Here is a 20,350-nt window from a genome sequence, read left to right as displayed (position 1 = left end):
CTTTGCATAATTGCAAAGTCCAAACAAAACGGCACAAATGGAGACGCCATGCTGGATTGGGACAACCTGCGAGTATTCCTGGAACTCACGCGCAGTCAGGGATTGGTCGATGCCGCCAAGAAACTGGGCATCGATCACTCGACCGTATCGCGCCGCATCAAACGCTTCGAAGAACAGGTCGGCAGCCAGCTGTTCGACCGCAACAACCACGGCTACAGCCTGACCGCCGACGGCTACCGCCTGGTCGAATACGCCGAAAAGATCGAAAGCACCGTCTACGCCGCCGCCGAAGAGCTGGGCGGCCACAACCGCCTGCTGTCCGGCCAGGTCCGGCTGGGGGCCACGGAAGGCTTCGGCACCTTTGTGCTGGCGCCGCATATCGCCCACTTCTGCGCGCGCAATCCGCACATCTCGGTGGACATGCTGCCGATGCCGCGCTTCGTCAATCTATCCAAGCGCGAGGCCGACATCAGCGTTACCATCGAGCGGCCGGTCAGCGGTAATTACGTTGTCACGAAACTGGCGGACTATGCCCTGAAGCTCTACGCCACGCCGGGCTATCTGGAGAATCACCCCGCCATCGGCAAGGTCGCCGACCTGGAACGCCACAACTTCATCGGCTACATCGACGACCTGGTCTTCAGCGAGGAATTGCGCTACAAGGAAAACATCGCGCCGGAAGCCTTCCGCGCCTTCCGCAGCACCAGCGTCATCGCGCAGTACACGGCGGCGCGCAGCGGCCAGGCATTGGCGATCCTGCCCTGCTTCCTCGCCCAGCAGTCCGACGATCTGGTGCCGGTGCTGCCCGACGAGGTGCAAATCATGCGTTCGTTCTGGCTCGTCGCCGCCAGCGAACAGCGCCATGTGGCAAGAGTTTCCGCGCTGTGGAGTTATCTGCGCGACTGCATGGAGCCGAACAAGGAATTTTTAATGGGGAAGTCGCGTCAGATGACCTGGATGAATGAGAACGCGTAACCAGCGCGCACAAGACCGAAGTGAAACCACCTCAACGAGCCGGCAATCGGCTCGCAACCAAGGAGATCAGCATGGCAGCAAAGAAAATTCTATTGTTGACGGGCGACTTTGCCGAAGATTACGAAACCATGGTGCCGTTCCAGGCGCTGCAAATGGTCGGTCACACCGTACACGCGGTCTGCCCCGGCAAGAAAGCCGGCGACAAGATCAAGACCGCCATCCACGACTTTGAAGGCGACCAGACTTACACCGAAAAGCCCGGCCATCAGTTTGCGCTGAACGCCGGCTTCGACGACGTCGATCCGGCCAAATACGACGCCATCGTCATCGCCGGCGGCCGTGCGCCCGAGTATCTGCGCCTGGACGCCAAGGTGATTGCCATGGTGCGCCACTTCGCCGAAGCGAAGAAGCCGATCGCCGCCGTGTGCCACGGCGCGCAATTGCTGGCTGCGGCAGGCGTGATCGAAGGCAAGAAGATCTCGGCCTATCCTGCATGCGCGCCGGAAGTCAAACTGGCCGGCGGTCATTACGCCGAGATCCCGGTCGACAGCGCCGTCACCGACGGCAATTTCGTGACCGCGCCGGCATGGCCTGCACATCCGGAATGGCTGGCGCAGTTCCTCAAGGTGCTGGGTACGGAAATCAAGCTCTAGGATTTCCTTACGATGAAAAGAAGCCGCCGTCTGCAATGGACGGCGGCTTTTCTTTTTGATGCAGGCAAAGATGCCGGCTCAGTGTTTGGCGATCCAGCCTGGTTGCGTCTTTTCGAGAAAGGCGCGCAGCCCTTCCTTGCCCTCTTCCGAAGCGCGCAGATCGGCGATCACGCCCGTGGTGTAGTCGCGCAGCGCCGGCGTGCACGGCAGCGGGTTTTCCACTTGCGCCAGCTCCTTGGCGCGGCGCATGGCCTGCGGGCCGTTGGCCAGCAGCGTGGCGACGATCTGCTCGGTCTTGGCGTCGAGTTCGGTCACCAGCACCACTTCATGCACGAGATCGATGGCGGCGGCGCGAATGGCCGAGAAACGTTCTGCCGAAACGAAATAACGGCGCGCCTGCGAGACGCCGATCTTGGCGATCACATACGGGCTGATGACGGCAGGCGCGAGTCCCAGCTTGACTTCCGACAGGGCAAAGAACGCATTGTCGCTGGCGACGGCGATATCGCAGCAAGCTACCAGGCCGACACCGCCGCCCATGACCGTGCCCTGGATTTTGGCGACCGTCGGGCAGGGAAAATTGTTCAGGCTTTCCATCAAGGCCGACAGCTGATGCGCGTCCTTGATGTTGTCTTCGCGTGAGGCATCGGCCATGCGGCGCATCCAGCCGAGATCGGCGCCGGCGGAAAAGGATTTGCCGGTCGAGGCCAGCACCAATACCTTGACTTGCTGATTGTTTCTGGCCTGAGCGATCAGATCGATCAGATGCGCGATCAGCAGGTCGTCGAAGGCGTTGTGGACTTCGGGGCGGTTCAGGGTGACGGTTGCTACCCCACGCGCGTCGATGACGAGATCGGCGGCTTGGCTCATGGCGGACTCCTTCGGTGTTGGTTCTTCGGTGCGCTTTGGGCGTCTGGTTTTGGTGCGGCTATGCGGAGATAGTAAAAGAAAAATGGACTTGGTGGAATTTGAGGAGGGAGATTAGCGGGAAATGGGGAGATGGTTTGTCTTTGGGAGGACAAAGTTTGGTTTGCGGGAGAGCGATATGCTGGGCGAGAAAAAGTGGGCTGAAGAATTGCTGATTTGGTGGTGATCTGATGGATTGATGGATTGAGACATGGATGCGATCGTCCTCTCTATTCTCCACGCTGTCGTTCTCGCGAACGCGAGAATCCAGTGGCGTTGCTGGTGATGGCGGCTTACGGCGTTGACGCTTGCAGTGTGCTGGCGCGATGGTGTTTTTTCGTCTGATGGATTTAGCTGACTACCGCGTTGTATCGCACGCCGGTTTCGCCCGCTTTGCGGGCGCGCTGCTGGTTCCGGCTTGCCGGAACTTCGCTGCTGTTCTTGGGTTGATTAATGACTACGTTGGATTTGGCGTCGGCTTCGTCCGCTTTGCGGACGGGCTCGTTTCGGCTTTGCCGAAACATTGCTGTTTGTTCTTGGGATTATTTTCTTTTCAGCGTTATCGCCCGCCGGCTAACGAACGCTGCGCGTCCGAGGGATTCGCCTACCTTCGGCAGGCCGCGGTTTCGCCAGCAGGCGAAACCCTTCGAATCCCCCGCGTGATGTGCGCAGGCACATCACTTGGTGACGTCAAAAAAAAATGCCCGCAAAGCGGGCATTTTTATTTTGGCGTCCCCAGGGGGATTCGAACCCCCGTACTCACCGTGAAAGGGTGATGTCCTAGGCCTCTAGACGATGGGGACAATTGTCCGGTTGCAGTAATTCAGATAGTACTCGATAACGCTGGCGTCCCCAGGGGGATTCGAACCCCCGTACTCACCGTGAAAGGGTGATGTCCTAGGCCTCTAGACGATGGGGACATTGTGTTGTCCCGCAGCTGTTACCTTACTACCGACTGTGTGGCATCACAGTTTATTACTAGCATTTACTACTTTACTTCTACTACTCAGTTACTACTGAGTCGCTGGTGGAGGTAAGCGGGATCGAACCGCTGACCTCTTGCATGCCATGCAAGCGCTCTCCCAGCTGAGCTATACCCCCTTGCGAAGAAGCGAGATTATGCAACATGCATTGGTAAATAGCAAGAGGGTTTTCGGAAAAACCCTCTTCTTTATTACAAATAGTTTTGCAAACGCGCCAGCACGACCTCACGACCGAACAATTCCAGCACCGCATCGATTGCCGGCGTCTGCAACTGACCAGCAACGATCAGGCGCAAAGGCATCGCCAGCAGCGGCATCTTCAGCGTGTGGGCGGCGAGCACTTCCTTGATCATCGCGCCCAGTGCAGCCTTGTTCCACTCCACCGTCGCACAGCGTACGGCGAAGTCTTGCAGCGCCGGTTTGATGGCGTCGGTGATGTGTTGCGTCACCAGTGCAGCATCGGGTGCCGGCTGGCGATAGAACATCATGACGGCCGGCGCCAGTTCATTCACCGTGTTGGCGCGCTCCTTGAGCAGCGCGATGGTGTGCGCCAACGCCGGCGCGCCGTCGAACTGTGCGCCTTCTTTTTCCAGCAGCGGACGCACCAGCGCAGCGAGGCGCTCGTTGTCGGCCAGCTTGATGTAGTGATTGTTGAGCCAGGCCAGCTTTTCCGGATTGAATTGCGCCGGCGACTTCGACAGATGGTCGAGGTCGAACCATTTGCAGAATTGTTCCATCGAGAAAATTTCTTCGTCGCCGTGGCTCCAGCCCAGACGCGCCAGATAGTTGAGCATGGCTTCCGGCAAGAAACCTTGCGCCGGATAATCCATCACGCTGACAGCGCCGTGACGCTTGGACAGTTTCTCGCCGTCGGCGCCGAGGATCATCGGCACGTGGCCGTACAGCGGCAGCGTGCCGCCGAGTGCTTTCAGAATGTTGATCTGGCGCGGCGTGTTGTTGACGTGGTCGTCGCCGCGGATCACGTGGGTGATCTTCATGTCCCAATCATCGACCACGACGCAGAAGTTGTAGGTCGGCGTGCCGTCCGGACGCGCGATCACCAGGTCGTCCAGCTCGCGATTGGAAATCGTGATCGGGCCCTTGACCACGTCGTCCCAGGTCACGTCGCCGTCGAGCGGATTGCGGAAGCGCACCACCGGCTTGCGGCCTTCCGGGATGTCCGGCAAGGTCTTGCCGCGCTCAGGACGCCAGGTGCCGTCGTAACGCGGCTTTTCACCGGCGGCGCGTTGGCGCTCGCGCATGGCTTCGACTTCTTCCGGCGAGGAATAGCAATAATAAGCAGTGCCCTGTTGCAGCATGTGCGCCACGACTTCGCGGTAACGCTCCATGCGCTTCATCTGATAGAACGGGCCTTCGTCATGCTCCAGACCCAGCCATTGCATGCCGTCGATGATGGCCTGCACCGCTTCCGGGGTGGAACGTTCCAGATCGGTGTCTTCGATACGCAGGATGAAGGTGCCGCCGAAACGGCGTGCATAGGCCCACGAGAACAAGGCCGTACGCGCGCCGCCCAGGTGGAGATAGCCGGTCGGGCTGGGGGCGAAGCGGGTACGGACCTGGGTCGGGACGGATTCGGCGGAAGGAGCAGTCTGGTCTGTGGATGTCATGATAAATAAAAACGGCCTTGGAACGCCAAAGCCGTTGTCAGTCTGATCGGAAAGCCGCCATTTTACCGCGTCGGGCGCAGTCATGGAATCATGCTGCGCGCCGGGCGGGATTTACTTGACGGTGATATTGATGGTCTTGCTCATGGCCGGACCATAGGATTGATGCGCGCCGTCACCGAATTGCATGGTCAGGGTGTACTTGCCCGGCGGCAGCGTGATCTTGGCTTCGGTCTGCCCCTTGCCGTAATGCAGGTGCGTGTCGTCCATCGGAATCGGCGCGCCCTTGGGGATCGGCCCCGTGTTGATCAGCAGGTGGTGATGGCCGGTGTTCGGGGTCATGTCGCCCAGCGGCTTGATTTCCATGCCGGAGACAGCGAACTTGACATCGAACGGGCTGGTGACGGTGGCGCCGTCCATCGGCGCGGTGAAGGAAACGGAAGGATCCGCCGCCTGCGCCAGGGATGCCGTCGATGCTGCCGATACCAGCAGCACAGCCGAACAGAACAAGGTTTGAATCAAACGCGATGCCAGGGTTGTCATTACATGTCTCCTCAATACACTACATTGGTCAAATACAGCGACGGCAAAAAGGCCGGACATGCAGGCAAGATACGCCGACAACCCCTGCAGGCGTCACCGGCATTCCAGCCGCATCAGCAGTTTCAGGTCAATCGTTCTGGATCACGATGCTGGGGAACTTGCTGGTCATGTCCCTGGCTTTTTCCGCCACTTTGACAGCGACCTTGCGCGCAATGTTCTTGTAAATTTCCGCAACCGGCCCGTTCGGCTCGGCCACCACGGTCGGACGGCCGGAATCGGTCTGCTCGCGGATCGCCATCGTCAGCGGCAAGGCGCCGAGGAAATCGACGTTGAAGTCGGCGCACATCTTCTCGCCGCCGCCGCTGCCGAAGATTGCTTCGGCATGGCCGCAGTTGGAACAGATATGCGTACTCATGTTCTCCACGATGCCGAGGATGGGGATGCCGACCTTTTCAAACATCTTCAGGCCCTTGCGCGCATCCAGCAAGGCGATGTCCTGCGGCGTGGTCACGATCACCGCTCCGGTGACCGGCACCTTTTGCGACAGCGTCAGTTGCACGTCGCCGGTGCCCGGCGGCATGTCGACGATCAGGTAATCCAGATCGCGCCAGTTGGTCTGGTCGAGCAGTTGCTGCAAGGCTTGCGTGACGATGGGGCCGCGCCACACCATCGGCTCGTCCGGATCGATCATGAAACCGATGGACGACACCTGCAGGCCGTGGTTTTCCAGCGGCTCCATGGTTTTGCCGTCCTTGGTTTCCGGCTTGGCGTCGATACCGAGCATCATCGGCTGCGAAGGGCCGTAGATGTCGGCGTCCAGGATGCCGACGCGCGCGCCCTCGGCGGCCAGCGCCAGCGCCAGGTTGGCGGCGGTGGTCGACTTGCCGACGCCGCCCTTGCCGGACGCCACCGCGATGATGTTCTTGACGTTGGACTTGAGCTTGATGCCGCGCTGCACTGCATGCGCAACAATCTTGAAATACACGTTGGCCTTGACCGAACCGACGCCGGCCACGCCTTGCACGGCTGCCTCGGCGGCGCTGCGGATCAGTTCGATCTGGCTGTTGGCGGGATAGCCCAATTCGACGTCGAAGGCGACATCGGCGCCATCGAGCTGGATGTTCTTGATCGATTTGCCTGCCACCAGATCCTTGCCGGTGTTGGGGTCGACGACCTGGGAAAGCGCTGTTTTGACTGCTTCGGTGGTGATGCTCATTACCTCTCCTTGAAAGACACCCGCAAGTCTAAACCAATCGCGCCGCCGTCACAGACCGATCGACAAAGGCTTGCCCGCCAAAAGTTGCCTTAAAGACATCAAACCGGCGCTGCGGCGACTGCGGTTTGCGCCTTGTTTGTCCATCAAGCCTGCGCCAAAAGCCTCGCGGCTGCTAAAATGACCCTCTTTTCTTTTCACCCACCCAGCAAGCATTGCCAATGAGCACTTCATCGCCACGCCAACTTTTCGTTACCACCGCCCTCCCCTACGCCAACGGCGCGTTCCACATCGGCCACATCATGGAATACATCCAGGCCGACATCTGGGTCCGGTTCCAACGAATGCAGGGCCATGAAGTCCATTTCGTCGGCGCCGACGACGCCCACGGCGCACCGATCATGATCGCGGCTGAAAAAGCAGGCGTGACGCCGCAGCAGTTCGTCGCCAACATCGCGGCCGGCCGCAAGCAATACCTGGACGGCTTCCATATCGCCTTCGACAACTGGAGCTCGACCGACAGCGAAGAAAACCATCAGCTGTCGCAAGACATCTACCGCGCGCTGCGCGACGATGCCAAGCTGATCACCACCAAGACCATCGATCAGTTCTTCGATCCGGTCAAAAGCATGTTCCTGCCGGACCGCTACATCAAGGGCGAATGCCCGAAGTGCGGCACCAAGGACCAGTACGGCGACTCCTGTGAAAACTGCAGCGCCGTGTATGCGCCGACCGACCTGAAGAATCCCTACTCGACCCTCTCCGGCGCCACGCCGGTGATGAAGTCGTCGGAACATTTCTTCTTCAAGCTGTCCGATCCGAAGTGCGTCGCCTTCCTGCGCGAATGGGCGCTGGACAACAACCGCCTGCAGCCGGAAGTGGCCAACAAATGCCGTGAATGGCTGGACGGCAAGGATGGAGAAAATACCGGCCTGGGCGACTGGGACATCAGCCGCGACGCTCCCTACTTCGGCATTGAAATCCCCGACGCGCCGGGCAAGTATTTCTACGTCTGGCTGGACGCGCCTATCGGCTACCTGGCGTCGCTGAAGAATTATTTCGGCAAGATCGGCCGCGACTTCGACGCCTTCATGGTCGACGACAAGACCGAGCAGTATCACTTCATCGGCAAGGACATCACCTACTTCCACACCCTGTTCTGGCCGGCCATGCTGAAGTTCGCCGGCCGCAAGGTGCCCAACAACGTGTTCGCGCACGGCTTCATCACCGTCAGCGGCGAGAAGATGTCCAAGTCGCGCGGCACCGGCATCTCGCCGCTGCGCTATCTCGACATCGGCATGAATCCGGAATGGCTGCGTTATTACATCGCCGCCAAACTGAACGCCAAGGTCGAAGACGTCGACTTCAACCCGGACGACTTCGTGGCGCGCGTCAACGCCGACCTGATCGGCAAATACGTCAACATCGCCAGCCGCGCTGCCGGCTTCATCGCCAAGCGTTTCGACGGCAAGCTGTCGACCGCATGGGCGACTGCCGACGACGCCTTCCTGGCGAAACTACGCGGCATCGCACCGGACATCCTGGCGCTGTACGAGCAACGCGAATACGGCAAGGCCCTGCGCGCGATCATGGAACAAGCCGACGTCATCAACGCCTACGTCGACGCCAACAAGCCGTGGGAACTGGCCAAGGACAGCGCCAAGGACGCGCAACTGCATGAAGTCTGCAGCCGCCTGCTGGAAGCCTTCCGCATCCTGACCGTGTATCTGAAACCGGTGCTGCCGCAACTGGCCGCGCAGGTGGAAGGCTTCCTCAACGTTACGCCATTCAGCTGGACCGACGTGCAAACTGCGCTGCCTGACGGCCACGTCATCAACGCGTACGCCCACCTGATGCAACGCGTCGACCCGAAGATGCTCGACGCGCTGTTCGATGCGCCTGAAGCGGCGGCCTCCGATGCCGCCGCCGCCCCCGAAACGGCAGATGCCGGCATCGAAGAACTGGCCCCCGAAATCAGCATCGACGATTTCGCCAAGATCGACCTGCGCATCGCCAAGATTGTGAACTGCGAAGCCGTCGAAGGCTCGACCAAGCTGCTGCGCCTGACGCTGGACGCCGGCGAAGGCCGCATGCGCAACGTGTTCTCCGGCATCGCTTCGGCCTACAAGCCGGAAGAGCTGGTCGGCAAGCTGACGGTCATGGTCGCCAACCTGGCGCCGCGCAAGATGAAGTTCGGCATCTCCGAAGGCATGGTGCTGGCCGCCTCCGCCAAGGACGAAAAAGCCAAGCCGGGCATCTATGTGTTGAACCCATGGCCGGGCGCCGAGCCTGGCATGCGGGTTCGTTAATCCGATACGGCGCACCATGTCAGACATCGATCTCCTGATCCGCGAAGCCACCGTCGACGATGCCGAACTGATCGCCGAAATCACGCGCGGCAGCTGGGCCAACAAGGTGGCGCCGAGTTCCAGCGGCCACCGCGAAGACCCGAAACGCGTCGCCGAAGACCTGCAGCGCGGCGGCGGCTTCGTTCTGCTGCGCGACAACGTGCCGGCCGGCTCGGTGCGCTGGCTGCCGCTGGATACCGAGCTCGACGTCTGGGAAATCCTGCGCATGGGCATTCTGCCAAGCTATCGCGGCGAACGCCTGTCGCAGCACCTGATGGAAGCGCTGATCCACCGCGCGCTGGCGGCCGACATCGGCGAACTGCGCCTGGCGGTCAGGACCGACCAGGGTCAGTTGCTCGACGTCTACGCCGCCTTCGGTTTTGAAATCGCACCGGAACTGGAATACACCCGCGCCAATCCGATGGAGCCCTCGCCCATCGTGATGCGCCGCTGGCTGCGCAACTAAGCAGACCTCTCCATATCTCAAGCCGCTATCCGCCCGCATTTGCCGGCGCATAGCGGTTTTTTTACGTCCGTCCGCCGTCCATCAGCTTTCCTTCATCGTTTCCATACGTCATTTTTCGGACGACCCGCCACGCTATACCGATGCACCACAAGCCCCTGCCTGCGGCTTGATTTCTGCGGCCAGTTGGATTATTGTACAAACGTTCAACACAAATGATCATTTGTCCAAATCAGAATATGGCTACAGCAGATCGTCAGAGCATCGCGCATTCCGCCGTCCGCGTGGCGCGTCTGTATTACTTCCAGAACATGACCACGGCCGCCATCGCGGAAGAGATGGGCACCTCGCGCGCGACCGTGTCGCGACTGCTGTCCTACGCCATGGAAAACGGCCTGGTCGAAATCCGCGTGCATGATCCGCTGGAGCTGTCCGGCAATCTCGAGGCTGTCATCAGGAAACACTATGCGTTGCGCTCGATCCAGGTGGTGCCGGTGCCGGCATCGGCCAACGAACGCGAAAGCATGCAGCGCGTTGCCGCACACACCGCCGCCTACCTGAACTCGCTGGTGCTGCCCTCCACCGTCATCGGCCTGGCCTGGGGCAACACCGTCGCCGCCATCGCCGAGAACCTTGTGCCCAAGCATGTCCATGGCGTTGCCGTCGTCCAGCTCAACGGTTCCGGCGCCGGCGCCAACATCGTCAATACTTTCGGCGAATCCATCGTCTCGCGCTTCGCACAAAACTACGGCGCGCAGGCGCACAGCTTTCCGGTGCCGGCGTTTTTCGATTACGCCGACACGCGCAACGCGCTCTGGCGCGAACGCAGCATCAAGGCCATCCGCACCTTGCAGAACAACGCCTCCATCCTGCTGTTCAGCATCGGCGCGGCGGAAACCGGCAGCCACATCCATACCGGCGGCTATCTCGACAAGCACGACCGGCAAGACATCCTCAAGGACGGCGTGGTCGGCGACATCGCCACGGTGTTCTTCCGTGAAGACGGCAGTTGGAAAGACGTGGCATTGAATGCGCGCAGCAGCGGCCCGGACCTGGATCGCTTCCAGCGCGCCGCGCATTCCATCTGCGTGGTCTGCGGCAAGGGCAAGATCCCCGGCCTGCGTGCAGCGCTGGCCGGCGGCTACATCAACGAACTGGTGATCGACGAACCCACCGCCAGACTGCTGGTGGAAGAGCTGGAACAGCCGGAAGAAACAAGCGCCGCAAGCGAAGCAGCGAATACGACAACCAACAACAAAACCAACCGCAAGCGAGCAAAGCAATGACCTCACTGACTCCTACAGCCAGTCCGGAAACCTACGACCTCCTGATCATCGGCGGCGGCATCAACGGCGCCGGCGTCGCGCGCGATGCCGCCGGGCGCGGCCTGAAGGTCGCCCTGTGCGAACAGAACGACTTCGCCGGCGCCACCTCGTCGGCCAGCACCAAACTGATCCACGGCGGCCTGCGCTATCTCGAATACTACGAATTCCGCCTGGTCGCCGAAGCGCTGGCCGAGCGCGAACACCTGCTCAACATCGCGCCGCACATCGCCTGGCCGCTGCGTTTCGTCATGCCGCACGTCAAAGGCCTGCGCCCGCGCTGGATGATCCGTCTCGGCTTGTGGATGTACGACCATATCGGCGGCCGTATCACGCTGCCGCATTCACGCGGCATCGAACTGGACCGCATGGATGCACCCAGCGGCCTGCGCGCCGACATCACGCGCGGCTTCGCCTATTCCGACGCCTGGGTCGACGATGCACGCCTGGTCATCCTGAATCTGCAAAGCGCCCAGGAACACGGCGCCGACATCTTCGCCCGCACCCGCCTTGCCGACGCCAAACGCAACAACGGCGTCTGGCAATGCGAACTGGAAAACAGCATCAGCGGCGCACGCCAAAGCGTCACCGCGCGCACCATCGTCAACACCGCCGGCCCCTGGGTCGCGAAGATGGACCACCTGCTCAATCCGACCGAGCAAGGCAGCAAGCACGCCGCCGTCAAGCTGGTGCGCGGCAGCCACATCATCGTGCCGCGCCTGTTCGCGGGCGAGCATGCCTACATCCTGCAAAACGACGACAAGCGCATCGTCTTCATGATTCCTTACGAAGACAAGTTCACGCTGATCGGCACCACCGACGTCCCGCAAGAGAACATGGACAACGGCGCCAAAATCAGCGCGGAAGAAGAAGCCTATCTGCTGCGCGCCGTCAATCAATACCTGGCCCAACCGATCGCTCACGCCGACATCGTCTGGCGCTACGCCGGCGTGCGTCCGCTGTTCGACGACGAGTCGGACAACCCCTCCGCCGTCACGCGCGATTACACGCTGGTGCTGCAAGACGCCGGGAACATCCCGTGCGTATCGGTCTACGGCGGCAAGATCACCACCTATCGCCGCCTCGCCGAATCCGTATTGGAAAAACTGGCGCCCTGGACCAAGACCCGCCGCGGTTCGTGGACCAACCAGGAAGCCCTGCCCGGCGGCAAGTTCAAGCGCGCCGATCGCGCACAGGAACTGGATTACCTGAAGAAGAAATACGCCCGCCTCGACGCCCATTTCCTGACGCGCCTGTTCGGCCGCCACGGCCGCAACGCGCACGTGATCCTGAAAGAAGCGCAAACACCGGAAGAACTCGGCCGCGATTTCGGCGGCGGACTGGTGCAGCGCGAAGTCGACTATCTGATCACGCATGAATGGGCTTACCAGCCGGACGATGTGCTGTGGCGCCGCACCAAGTGCGGCCTGCACATGAGCGAACAGCAGCGCGCCGATTTTGCCGCCTGGTTCAACGAACGCTGCGCGCGCCGGAGCTGACATGCAAGCGCTGAATCAATTGCCGCGGGCACTGGCCAAAGAAGTCCGCACCGTCTTCACCGACATCGACGACACGCTGACCACGGACGGCAAGCTCAGCGCCCAGGCATACGAAGCGCTGGAGTCGCTGCAGCGCAGCGGCCTGCGCGTCATCCCGGTGACCGGACGTCCGGCCGGCTGGTGCGATCACATCGCACGCATGTGGCCGGTGGACGGCGTCATCGGCGAGAACGGCGCGCTCTACATGTGGCATGACAGCGGCACCGGAAAATTGCATACCCGTCATCTGCTGGAAGAAAGCATCCGGCGCGAAAACACGGTGCGCCTTGCTGCAGTGCGCGACAAGATCCTGCGCGACGTCCCCGGCTGCGCCGTTGCGTCGGATCAGTTCTGCCGCCAGTACGATCTCGCGATTGATTTCTGCGAAGACGTCTCTCCTTTGGAACTTGATGTAATCGATTGCATCGTAAGGATTATGGAAGACGCAGGCATGACCGCCAAGATCAGCTCGATTCACGTCAACGGCTGGTTCGGCGACTACGACAAACTCAGCATGGCGCGCCTGATGATGCAGGAGCGCTACGACATCGACCTGGACGACGAAGCCGAACGCCGCCGCTGCGTATTCGCCGGCGACTCGCCCAACGATGCGCCGATGTTCGCCTATTTCCCGCTGTCGGTGGGCGTGGCCAACGTGCTCAACTTTGCCGGCCGCCTGCCGCATCCGCCCCGTTTCATCACGCACCAGCCCAGCGGCGCCGGATTCGCTGAGCTGACGCAACACTTGCTGGAGCCATGACTACCCTACTCAACCTGCTCTCTGCATTGGCCCTGCTGGTCTGGGGCACGCACATCGTGCGCACCGACGTGCTGCGCGTGTACGGCGCGCAGCTGCGCCGCATCCTGAGCACCAGCATCAAGCGCCGCAGCCTCGCCTTCCTGGCCGGCGTCGGCGTCACCAGCCTGGTCCAGAGCAGCAACGCCACCGCCGTCATCGTCTGCTCCTTCGTTGCCCAAGGCCTGGTCACCTTGACGCCGGCGCTGACCATCATGCTCGGCGCCGATGTCGGCACGGCGCTGATGACGGGCGTATTGAGCTTCGACTTGTCTTGGATTTCGCCGCTGCTGATTTTCGGCGGCGTGGTGGTCTATCTGTCGCGCCGCCACACCTCGATCGGGCGCATGGCGCGCGCCGTGATCGGCCTCGGCCTGATCCTGCTGGCGCTGGAAATGATCACCGCCGCCACGCGGCCGATGATCCAGGGCGCGGGCATCAAGGTGCTGTTCTCGACGCTGACCGGCGACATCGTCCTCGATGCGCTGATCGGCGCCATCTTCGCGATGCTGACCTATTCCAGCCTGGCCGCCGTCCTGCTGGCGGCGACGCTGGCGACGTCCGGCATCATCTCGCTGAAGGTGGCGCTGTGCCTGGTGATCGGCGCCAATCTGGGCAGCGGCATCCTGGCCTTGCTGACGGCCGCCAGCCAGAACGTGGCCGGCCGGCGCGTGGCGCTGGGCAGCATGCTGTTCCGGCTGTCCGGCGCAATTGTCGTACTGCCCTTCATCAATTATCTGGAAGTGTGGATCAGCCTGCTGACCAAAGACTTGCGCTTCGGCGTGGTGGCGTTCCACGTGCTGTACAACACCGTGCGTTGCGGCCTGCTGCTGCCGCTGGTCGATCCGATGGCGCGCCTGTGCACACGCCTGCTGCCCGAGTTGCAAAAAGACGATGACGCCGCCATCGCCGCCCGCCATCTCGACCCGGGCGCCATCGACACGCCTTCGCTGGCGCTGGCCAACGCGTCGCGTGAAGTGCTGCGTATCGGCGACCTGATCGAGAAGATGCTGCTGAGCCTGTTGCCGGTCATCCGCAACAACGATCAGTTGCGTGCGCAACAGATCCGCAAGCTCGACGACGACGTCGACAAGCTCTACACCGCCGTGAAGATGTACCTGGCGCGCGTCTCGCGCGAAGAGCTGAATGACAAGGAAGTGCGCCGCTGGACCGACATCGTCACCCTGACCATCAATCTGGAACAGGCCGGCGACATCATCGAACGCATCGTCAAAGGAATCGAGAACAAGAAGATCGCGCCGCAGCGCACCTTCTCCGACGCCGGCATGACCGAGGTCTGCGAAATGCATGCGCGGCTGGTAACCAGCCTGCAACTGGGCTTGTCGGTGTTTCTCGACGGCGACCTGAAAAGCGCGCAAAAACTGCTGGCGGAGAAAGAAGCCTTCCGCGATCTCGAACGCGCCTATTCCAAGACCCACCTGATCCGCCTCGCCGGCGAAACGCAGCAAAGCATCGAAACCAGCTCGCTGCATCTGGACCTGATCAGCGACATGCGCCGCATGCATTCGCTGTTCTGCTCAACCGCCTATTCCGTGCTGGACGACGCCGGCATGCTGCGCAGGAGCCGCATGAACGTCGGCGACGATCCGGTGGCGGCCCAGGCGCGGCAGGAATTCGGCGACTATTCGCATCCGCCCTGATATCGACCGGAACGATCAGCAGGGTCAGTGCCCGGAAATCTCGGAAATCGACATGCGCACGACCTTGCCGGTCTGCATGTCGAAATGCACGTTGAACAGGCGTTCTTCGTGGACGTGCAGGTATTTCCAGTCCCACACTTCTTCCTGCTTGCGCGCAAACGGCACCACGGTGCGCGGCCGCCCAAGCATGTTGCGCACTTCCTCGCGCGTCATGCCCTTTTGCACCTTGTCGAAGTTTTCGTCCGTCAGCACCTGTTGATAGTCTGTCAATTTTCCGTCGGCGCCGATGCGAAACATCCAGGTGCGCACGCCCTGCGGCCCCTTCGGGTATTCCAGAATGCGCTCGCCGCTTTCCTCCCGCACGCTGTCGGGCTGCCCCATGACGCCGCGTACGTCCGCCTCGGTCGAGACGCCTTTATTCAGTTTGTCCAAGCCGAACTCCTGTATGGGATTGCCGTCGCGATCACATCCCAGCGACAGCAACGCCGCGCAAGCGGCCATGCACCACGCCAACACCTTGTTTCTCATCATTGCCATCTTTGATTCTCGGGCTTCAAGACAGGGTAGAATAGCGCCTATTAGCCAGTTAATAAGAATTTCCAGGAAAAACCATGCCATTCTTCAAACTTTTCAAATCCTACGAATCCGAAGCGACCAAGTTCATCGCCGAACTCAAGGAAAAGAATCCGCAACTGGAAGAACAACAACGCGCCGGCCGCGCCCTGCTGTGGGACAAGGCGCCTCTGAATCTGGACACGACCGCACGCGACAAGGATTCCCGCGTCAAGCAACAACCCTACGTCTATCAAAACCACTGATTCGCCAGAGCATGATCGAAAACGCCGGGAATCAATCCTCCGACGCTGCTGAACTGACGCTGGCAGGCCAGCCGGACACGACGCCGGATGTGGTCGACGGCGTCGCTTTCGCCAAACTGTACGGCGAGCCGCTGTTCAAGCTGCCGACCGACCTGTACATCCCCCCGGATGCGCTCGAAGTGTTCCTGGAAGCCTTCCAGGGTCCGCTGGATCTGTTGCTGTACCTGATCCGCAAGCAAAACTTCAATATTCTCGACATCCCGATGGCGCAGGTGACCCTGCAATATCTGGAATACGTCGATCAGATCCGCCAGCACAACCTCGAGCTGGCCGCGGAGTATCTGCTCATGGCCGCGATGCTGATCGAGATCAAATCGCGCATGCTGCTGCCGGTCAAGAAAGCCGACACCGGCGAAGAAGCCGAAGATCCCCGCGCCGAGCTGGTCCGCCGCCTGCTGGAATACGAGCAGATGAAACTGGCCGCGCAAGAACTCGATTCGCTGCCGCAAGTCGGCCGCGACTACGTGCGCACCCAGGTCTACGTCGAACAAACCGTGGTCACCCGCTGGCCGGACGTCAACCTCGACGACCTGCAATCGGTGTGGAGCGACATCATGCGCCGCGCCAAACTCACCGCCCACCATCACATCAGCCGGGAAGAACTGTCGGTGCGCGAGCACATGACCGGCATCCTGCGCCGCCTGCAATCGGCCCGCTTTGTCGAGTTCGCCGATCTGTTCGATCCGATGCGCGGTGTGCCCGTGGTGGTGGTCAACTTCATCGCCCTGCTCGAACTGGCCAAGGAAACCCTGATCGAGATCACCCAGGCGGAAGCCTTCGCGCCGATTTACGTGCGGCTGTCGTATTCGCCGAGCTGATTTTTCAGCTTGCCGTATTTGCTCAGTATCTGCTCAGCCCGCCTCCGCACCCCACTCAAAGAAACACAACATGAAAATCATCTCGTCCATCGAAGAATTGCGCGATCAACTGCGCGGCCAGCTGCGCACCGCCTTCGTCCCGACCATGGGCAATCTGCATGAAGGCCATTTGTCGCTGATGCGCCTGGCGCGCACGCACGGCGATCCGGTGGTGGCATCGATTTTCGTGAATCGCCTGCAGTTCGGACCGAACGAGGATTTCGACAAATATCCGCGCACCTTCCAGGCGGATATCGAGAAGCTGGAAAAAGAAGGCGTCTACGTCCTGTTCGCGCCGACCGAGAAAGATCTCTATCCGGAACCGCAAGAGTACCGCGTGCAACCGCCGGACGACCTCGGCAACATCCTGGAAGGCGAGTTCCGCCCCGGCTTCTTCACCGGCGTCACCACCGTCGTGCTCAAGCTGTTTTCCTGTGTGCAGCCGCGGGTTGCCGTGTTCGGCAAGAAGGACTACCAGCAACTGATGATCGTGCGCAACATGGCGCGCCAGTTTGCCCTGCCGACCGAAATCATCGCCGCCGAAACCTGGCGCGCCGACGACGGCCTGGCGCTGTCCTCGCGCAACGGTTATCTGTCGGCCGACGAACGCGCCGAAGCGCCGGAACTGTACAAGGTACTCAATCAGGTCGCCGACGAAATGCGCGGCGGCCGTCCGGATGTTGCGCAGCTTGAACGCAAGGCCATGGATGCACTGGCGCAGCGCGGCTGGCAACCCGACTACATCTCGATCCGCAAGCGCATGGACTTGCAGGCGCCGTCAGCCGCCGAGCTCGAACAAGGCGCACAGCTGGTGGTCGTTGCCGCCGCCAAACTCGGCAAGACCCGCCTGATCGACAACCTGGAAATCTGATGCGGCGTGGCCCGCTGTTGCCGACGCGGCCGTCGACATGGCGGGCGATGTGGCGGGCGACGTGGATAGTTACGGCGCTCTGCGCCGCCACCGCAAGCGCCGCAGCAGGCATCGGCGTCAAGGACGATCTCGGCAACGAGGTCCGTCTTGAGCGCCCCGCTCGCCGCATCATCAGCCTGTCGCCGCACACGACCGAACTTCTTTACGCAGCCGGCGCCGGCGCTTACGTCATCGGCGTCAGCAACTACAGCAACTATCCTCCGGCTGCCCAACAAGTTGCGTCCATCGGCCGCATCGGTGCAGTCGACGTCGAAAAAATCCTCACCCTCAAACCCGACCTGATCGTCGCCTGGCACAGCGGCAATGCGGCAACGCAATTGCAGAAGCTGCGCGCCTTCGGCATACCGGTATTCGAAAGCCAGCCGGCCGACTACGCAACGATTGCAAGCTCGCTGGAACGGCTGGCGGCGCTGAGCGGCACGGAACGCGAGGGCAACCAGGCAGCTGCCGATTTCCGCCTGCGCTGGCAAGCCCTGAGCCAGACCTATCGCGATCGCAAACCGGTCAGCGTGTTCTATCAGATCTGGGGACAGCCGCTGATGACGCTCAACGGCAAGCATATGGTGTCGGATGTGTTGCGCACCTGCGGCGGCAACAATATCTTCGCCGGATTGCCGCAGCTTGCGCCCACCGTCAGCATCGAGGCAGTCATCGCCGCCGATCCGGACGCCATCCTCGCCCCCGACGACGTCAAAGACCATCCGCTGGACAACTGGCGGCGTTTCGGCAAACTGAAGGCGGTGGCGGCCGATACGCTTTTCACCGTCAACGCCGACTGGCTCAACCGTCCCGGCCCGCGCATCCTTGATGCCACGGAAGAAGTCTGCAAAATCCTCGACACCGTGCGCAGCCGCCGCAAGATCAAATAGCGATCCGTTTTACGCCATCGGCGAAGCGGGCATCAGCCATCTGCCGGCGGCAGATTCCACGACGTCGAAGTCGCAGCCGTAGGCGATTTTCAATAGTTCGGGACTCAGCATCTCTGCCGCAGCGCCCTGCCAGACGTTCTCGTCCGCAATCAACAAAACGTGCGTGGCAAACCGCGCCGCCAGATTGATGTCGTGCATGCTGGCGACGACCGCGTGGCGCTCATCGGCCAGCTCGCGCATGATGCGCATCACCAACTGCTGCGCGGCGACGTCCTGGTGCGAAGCGGGTTCGTCCAGCAGATACAGTTGCGGCGCCTGCAGCAGCAAGGTCGCCATCTCGACACGCTGACGCTCGCCGCCCGACAAGCGCATCACGTCTGCATCGGCATATGCCGCCATCCCCAACCGTGAAAGCGCCTGCAACGCCGCTGCGCGATCCTCAGCCGAAGGCCATCCCCAGCCCGCGCGATAAGGATGCAAACCCGCCATGACGCAGTCCAGCACGCTGCAGGAAAACGCATCGATTTGCTGCTGCGCCTGCAAGCCGCGCCAGCGCGCCAGTTGCTGCGGCGTCGCTTGCGCAATATCGCCATCCGGTGAAAGCACGCGACCGCTTGCTGGCGGCAGCAAGCCTGCAACGGCGTGCAGCAAGGTGCTTTTGCCGATGCCGTTTTTTCCCAGCACGCACCAGAACTGGCCGGCGTGGACTTGCCAGTCGAGCTGCGCCAGCAGCGTTGCGCCACCGGCCTGCAACGTCAGTTTTTCGGTGCTGAGCAAGACCCCGGCAGTCGTCGTCATCATGCGCGGCTCCTTCCCAGCAGCCAGAGAAACAGCGGCACGCCGATCAGTGCGGTAATGACGCCGACCGGCAACTGCGTCGGTGCAACGATGGTGCGCGCCGCCAGATCGGCCAGCGCCAGACCGCCGCCGCCGGCCAGTGCCGCGGCCGGCAGCAACACGCGCTGATCGTTGCCGATCAGCAGACGCAAACCGTGCGGCACTACCAGGCCGACGAAACCGATCGTCCCGGCCATCGTCACGGCCGCCGCAGTCGCCAGCGAAGCTGCGCACAAGGTCGCCACGCGCAACCGCACCACCGGCACACCCAGCAACTGGGCAAAACTCTCGCCGCGCGCCAGCAGGTTTAGGCGCGGCGCATTCCACATCGACCACAGCAACACCGCCAGCGCGACGATGGCCGCCACCGGCAAGAAACGGCTGTCTTCCAGATCGCCCATGAGCCAGAACACCATGCCGCGCAATTGCGCATCGGCCGCCAGTGTCAGCACCAGCGTGATCACCGCACCGAAACCGGCGGCCAGCATCACGCCGGTCAGCAGCAAACGATGACCGGCGGCCATCGGCGACACGGGAAGACGGCGCAGCGATTTTCCGACCAGGCCGAACAGCAGCACGACGGCCAGGCCTGCGCCGAGCGCCGCGCCGACAGCGGCAATATTCTGGCGCGGCAGGCTGATGGAAGCGGCCAGCAGCATCGCCAGCAAAGCGCCTGCCGCCGAGCCGCCGGAGACGCCAAGCACATAGGGTTCCGCCAGCGGATTGCGCAACAGGACTTGCATCAGCGCGCCCGCCATCGCCAGCAAGGCGCCGACGGTGAACGCCGTCAGCGCGCGCGGAACGCGCAATTGCAGCAGCATCGCGATGTGGTCCGGATCGCCGTTCAGGCGCAGGCAACCGGTGCTGCCGCACAGGCTTGAGAGCACGAGCGCCAGCCCGGCGAGCAGCGTCAGGCAGGAAAGCAGCAGGATTGCTCGGCGCATGAAGTCCT

19 protein-coding genes and 3 tRNA genes are annotated in these 20,350 nt (G+C 61.7%); 12 read left to right on the top strand and 10 right to left on the bottom strand.

Annotated elements, in window-relative coordinates:
• The first annotated feature begins 48 nt into the window (after positions 1-48).
• Complete coding sequence (locus tag AKL25_RS06700) at positions 49-975, top strand: LysR family transcriptional regulator (RefSeq protein WP_050476857.1); 927 nt, start codon at positions 49-51, stop codon at positions 973-975.
• Positions 976-1,046: 71 nt separating this feature from the next.
• Complete coding sequence (locus AKL25_RS06695; RefSeq protein ID WP_050476856.1) at positions 1,047-1,628, top strand: DJ-1/PfpI family protein; 582 nt, start codon at positions 1,047-1,049, stop codon at positions 1,626-1,628.
• 78 nt (positions 1,629-1,706) lie between these two features.
• Here AKL25_RS06695 and AKL25_RS06690 read toward each other — a convergent pair whose 3' ends face one another.
• From AKL25_RS06690 to apbC, 7 genes are all read right to left on the bottom strand, one after another.
• The gene (locus tag AKL25_RS06690) at positions 1,707-2,498 is read right to left on the bottom strand and encodes an enoyl-CoA hydratase-related protein (RefSeq protein WP_050476855.1); all 792 of its coding nucleotides are present in this window, start codon (positions 2,496-2,498) and stop codon (positions 1,707-1,709) included.
• Between the two features lie 763 nt (positions 2,499-3,261).
• Positions 3,262-3,337: transfer RNA gene (locus AKL25_RS06685), tRNA-Glu, on the bottom strand.
• 41 nt (positions 3,338-3,378) lie between these two features.
• Positions 3,379-3,454, bottom strand: a tRNA-Glu gene (locus tag AKL25_RS06680).
• A 105-nt stretch (positions 3,455-3,559) separates the two neighbouring features.
• A tRNA-Ala gene (locus tag AKL25_RS06675) sits at positions 3,560-3,635 on the bottom strand.
• Positions 3,636-3,708: 73 nt separating this feature from the next.
• The gene (gene gltX / locus AKL25_RS06670) at positions 3,709-5,145 is read right to left on the bottom strand and encodes a glutamate--tRNA ligase (protein WP_050476854.1); all 1,437 of its coding nucleotides are present in this window, start codon (positions 5,143-5,145) and stop codon (positions 3,709-3,711) included.
• 111 nt (positions 5,146-5,256) lie between these two features.
• Positions 5,257-5,685, bottom strand: a complete 429-nt coding sequence (locus AKL25_RS06665; protein WP_050476853.1) for a DUF4399 domain-containing protein — start codon at positions 5,683-5,685, stop codon at positions 5,257-5,259.
• A gap of 127 nt (positions 5,686-5,812) precedes the next feature.
• The gene (gene apbC / locus AKL25_RS06660; protein ID WP_050476852.1) at positions 5,813-6,901 is read right to left on the bottom strand and encodes an iron-sulfur cluster carrier protein ApbC; all 1,089 of its coding nucleotides are present in this window, start codon (positions 6,899-6,901) and stop codon (positions 5,813-5,815) included.
• Between the two features lie 218 nt (positions 6,902-7,119).
• Between apbC and metG the strand changes: the two genes are divergently transcribed.
• The 6 genes from metG (at position 7,120) to AKL25_RS06630 (ending at position 15,026) form a co-directional block, all read left to right on the top strand.
• Positions 7,120-9,207: a methionine--tRNA ligase gene (metG, locus tag AKL25_RS06655; protein WP_050476851.1), complete on the top strand. Its 2,088-nt coding sequence runs from the start codon at positions 7,120-7,122 to the stop codon at positions 9,205-9,207.
• 25 nt (positions 9,208-9,232) lie between these two features.
• Positions 9,233-9,712 (top strand): GNAT family N-acetyltransferase, encoded by a 480-nt coding sequence (locus tag AKL25_RS06650; RefSeq protein ID WP_050476982.1) that lies wholly within the window; start codon positions 9,233-9,235, stop codon positions 9,710-9,712.
• A 236-nt stretch (positions 9,713-9,948) separates the two neighbouring features.
• Positions 9,949-10,995, top strand: coding sequence for a sugar-binding transcriptional regulator (locus AKL25_RS06645; RefSeq protein WP_050476849.1), 1,047 nt, complete (start codon positions 9,949-9,951; stop codon positions 10,993-10,995).
• Entirely contained in the window at positions 10,992-12,530 is a 1,539-nt protein-coding gene (gene glpD / locus AKL25_RS06640; RefSeq protein ID WP_050476847.1) for a glycerol-3-phosphate dehydrogenase, read from the top strand. The genes AKL25_RS06645 and glpD overlap by 4 nt, the downstream gene beginning before the upstream one ends.
• A 1-nt stretch (position 12,531) precedes the next feature.
• Positions 12,532-13,329, top strand: coding sequence for an HAD-IIB family hydrolase (locus AKL25_RS06635; protein ID WP_050476846.1), 798 nt, complete (start codon positions 12,532-12,534; stop codon positions 13,327-13,329).
• The gene (locus AKL25_RS06630) at positions 13,326-15,026 is read left to right on the top strand and encodes a Na/Pi cotransporter family protein (protein WP_050476845.1); all 1,701 of its coding nucleotides are present in this window, start codon (positions 13,326-13,328) and stop codon (positions 15,024-15,026) included. The genes AKL25_RS06635 and AKL25_RS06630 overlap by 4 nt, the downstream gene beginning before the upstream one ends.
• 24 nt (positions 15,027-15,050) lie before the next feature.
• On the opposite strand, the gene AKL25_RS06625 is transcribed toward AKL25_RS06630, so the two are convergent.
• Positions 15,051-15,563 carry an outer membrane protein assembly factor BamE gene (locus AKL25_RS06625; RefSeq protein WP_050476844.1) on the bottom strand — a complete coding sequence of 171 codons (513 nt, stop codon included), beginning with the start codon at positions 15,561-15,563 and terminating at the stop codon, positions 15,051-15,053.
• A gap of 74 nt (positions 15,564-15,637) precedes the next feature.
• On the opposite strand from AKL25_RS06625, the gene AKL25_RS06620 reads away from it, so the two are divergent.
• The 4 genes from AKL25_RS06620 (at position 15,638) to AKL25_RS06605 (ending at position 18,561) form a co-directional block, all read left to right on the top strand.
• Entirely contained in the window at positions 15,638-15,844 is a 207-nt protein-coding gene (locus tag AKL25_RS06620; protein WP_050476843.1) for a DUF3460 family protein, read from the top strand.
• Positions 15,845-15,855: 11 nt separating this feature from the next.
• Positions 15,856-16,722 carry a segregation and condensation protein A gene (locus tag AKL25_RS06615; RefSeq protein WP_007875673.1) on the top strand — a complete coding sequence of 289 codons (867 nt, stop codon included), beginning with the start codon at positions 15,856-15,858 and terminating at the stop codon, positions 16,720-16,722.
• A 70-nt stretch (positions 16,723-16,792) separates the two neighbouring features.
• Positions 16,793-17,632, top strand: a complete 840-nt coding sequence (gene panC / locus AKL25_RS06610; RefSeq protein WP_050476842.1) for a pantoate--beta-alanine ligase — start codon at positions 16,793-16,795, stop codon at positions 17,630-17,632.
• A 47-nt stretch (positions 17,633-17,679) separates the two neighbouring features.
• Positions 17,680-18,561, top strand: a complete 882-nt coding sequence (locus tag AKL25_RS06605) for a cobalamin-binding protein (RefSeq protein WP_050476981.1) — start codon at positions 17,680-17,682, stop codon at positions 18,559-18,561.
• A 9-nt stretch (positions 18,562-18,570) separates the two neighbouring features.
• Here the strand turns inward: AKL25_RS06605 and AKL25_RS06600 are convergent, their stop codons facing one another.
• Together AKL25_RS06600 and AKL25_RS06595 are read right to left on the bottom strand one after the other, a co-directional pair.
• Complete coding sequence (locus tag AKL25_RS06600; protein WP_157050518.1) at positions 18,571-19,362, bottom strand: ABC transporter ATP-binding protein; 792 nt, start codon at positions 19,360-19,362, stop codon at positions 18,571-18,573.
• The gene (locus AKL25_RS06595) at positions 19,359-20,342 is read right to left on the bottom strand and encodes a FecCD family ABC transporter permease (protein WP_205627219.1); all 984 of its coding nucleotides are present in this window, start codon (positions 20,340-20,342) and stop codon (positions 19,359-19,361) included. The genes AKL25_RS06600 and AKL25_RS06595 overlap by 4 nt, the downstream gene beginning before the upstream one ends.
• Between the last annotated feature and the right edge of the window lie 8 nt (positions 20,343-20,350).

This window comes from Herbaspirillum rhizosphaerae, assembly GCF_001189965.1.
GTDB classification, from domain to species: Bacteria; Pseudomonadota; Gammaproteobacteria; order Burkholderiales; family Burkholderiaceae_D; genus Herbaspirillum; species Herbaspirillum rhizosphaerae.
Note: the sequence above shows the minus strand (reverse complement) of the source record. Positions and strands in the feature narration are given on the sequence as shown.

Coding starts and splice junctions, on each gene's coding strand:
- AKL25_RS06690 (WP_050476855.1), bottom strand. CDS start 2,498: ATGAGCCAAGCCGCCGATCTCGTCATCGACGCGCGTGGGGTAGCAACC.
- AKL25_RS06695 (WP_050476856.1), top strand. CDS start 1,047: ATGGCAGCAAAGAAAATTCTATTGTTGACGGGCGACTTTGCCGAAGAT.
- AKL25_RS06615 (WP_007875673.1), top strand. CDS start 15,856: ATGATCGAAAACGCCGGGAATCAATCCTCCGACGCTGCTGAACTGACG.
- AKL25_RS06630 (WP_050476845.1), top strand. CDS start 13,326: ATGACTACCCTACTCAACCTGCTCTCTGCATTGGCCCTGCTGGTCTGG.
- AKL25_RS06600 (WP_157050518.1), bottom strand. CDS start 19,362: ATGATGACGACGACTGCCGGGGTCTTGCTCAGCACCGAAAAACTGACG.
- AKL25_RS06595 (WP_205627219.1), bottom strand. CDS start 20,342: ATGCGCCGAGCAATCCTGCTGCTTTCCTGCCTGACGCTGCTCGCCGGG.
- AKL25_RS06700 (WP_050476857.1), top strand. CDS start 49: ATGCTGGATTGGGACAACCTGCGAGTATTCCTGGAACTCACGCGCAGT.
- AKL25_RS06625 (WP_050476844.1), bottom strand. CDS start 15,563: ATGGCAATGATGAGAAACAAGGTGTTGGCGTGGTGCATGGCCGCTTGC.
- AKL25_RS06635 (WP_050476846.1), top strand. CDS start 12,532: ATGCAAGCGCTGAATCAATTGCCGCGGGCACTGGCCAAAGAAGTCCGC.
- panC (WP_050476842.1), top strand. CDS start 16,793: ATGAAAATCATCTCGTCCATCGAAGAATTGCGCGATCAACTGCGCGGC.
- apbC (WP_050476852.1), bottom strand. CDS start 6,901: ATGAGCATCACCACCGAAGCAGTCAAAACAGCGCTTTCCCAGGTCGTC.
- AKL25_RS06645 (WP_050476849.1), top strand. CDS start 9,949: ATGGCTACAGCAGATCGTCAGAGCATCGCGCATTCCGCCGTCCGCGTG.
- AKL25_RS06605 (WP_050476981.1), top strand. CDS start 17,680: ATGTGGCGGGCGACGTGGATAGTTACGGCGCTCTGCGCCGCCACCGCA.
- AKL25_RS06620 (WP_050476843.1), top strand. CDS start 15,638: ATGCCATTCTTCAAACTTTTCAAATCCTACGAATCCGAAGCGACCAAG.
- gltX (WP_050476854.1), bottom strand. CDS start 5,145: ATGACATCCACAGACCAGACTGCTCCTTCCGCCGAATCCGTCCCGACC.
- glpD (WP_050476847.1), top strand. CDS start 10,992: ATGACCTCACTGACTCCTACAGCCAGTCCGGAAACCTACGACCTCCTG.
- AKL25_RS06665 (WP_050476853.1), bottom strand. CDS start 5,685: ATGACAACCCTGGCATCGCGTTTGATTCAAACCTTGTTCTGTTCGGCT.
- metG (WP_050476851.1), top strand. CDS start 7,120: ATGAGCACTTCATCGCCACGCCAACTTTTCGTTACCACCGCCCTCCCC.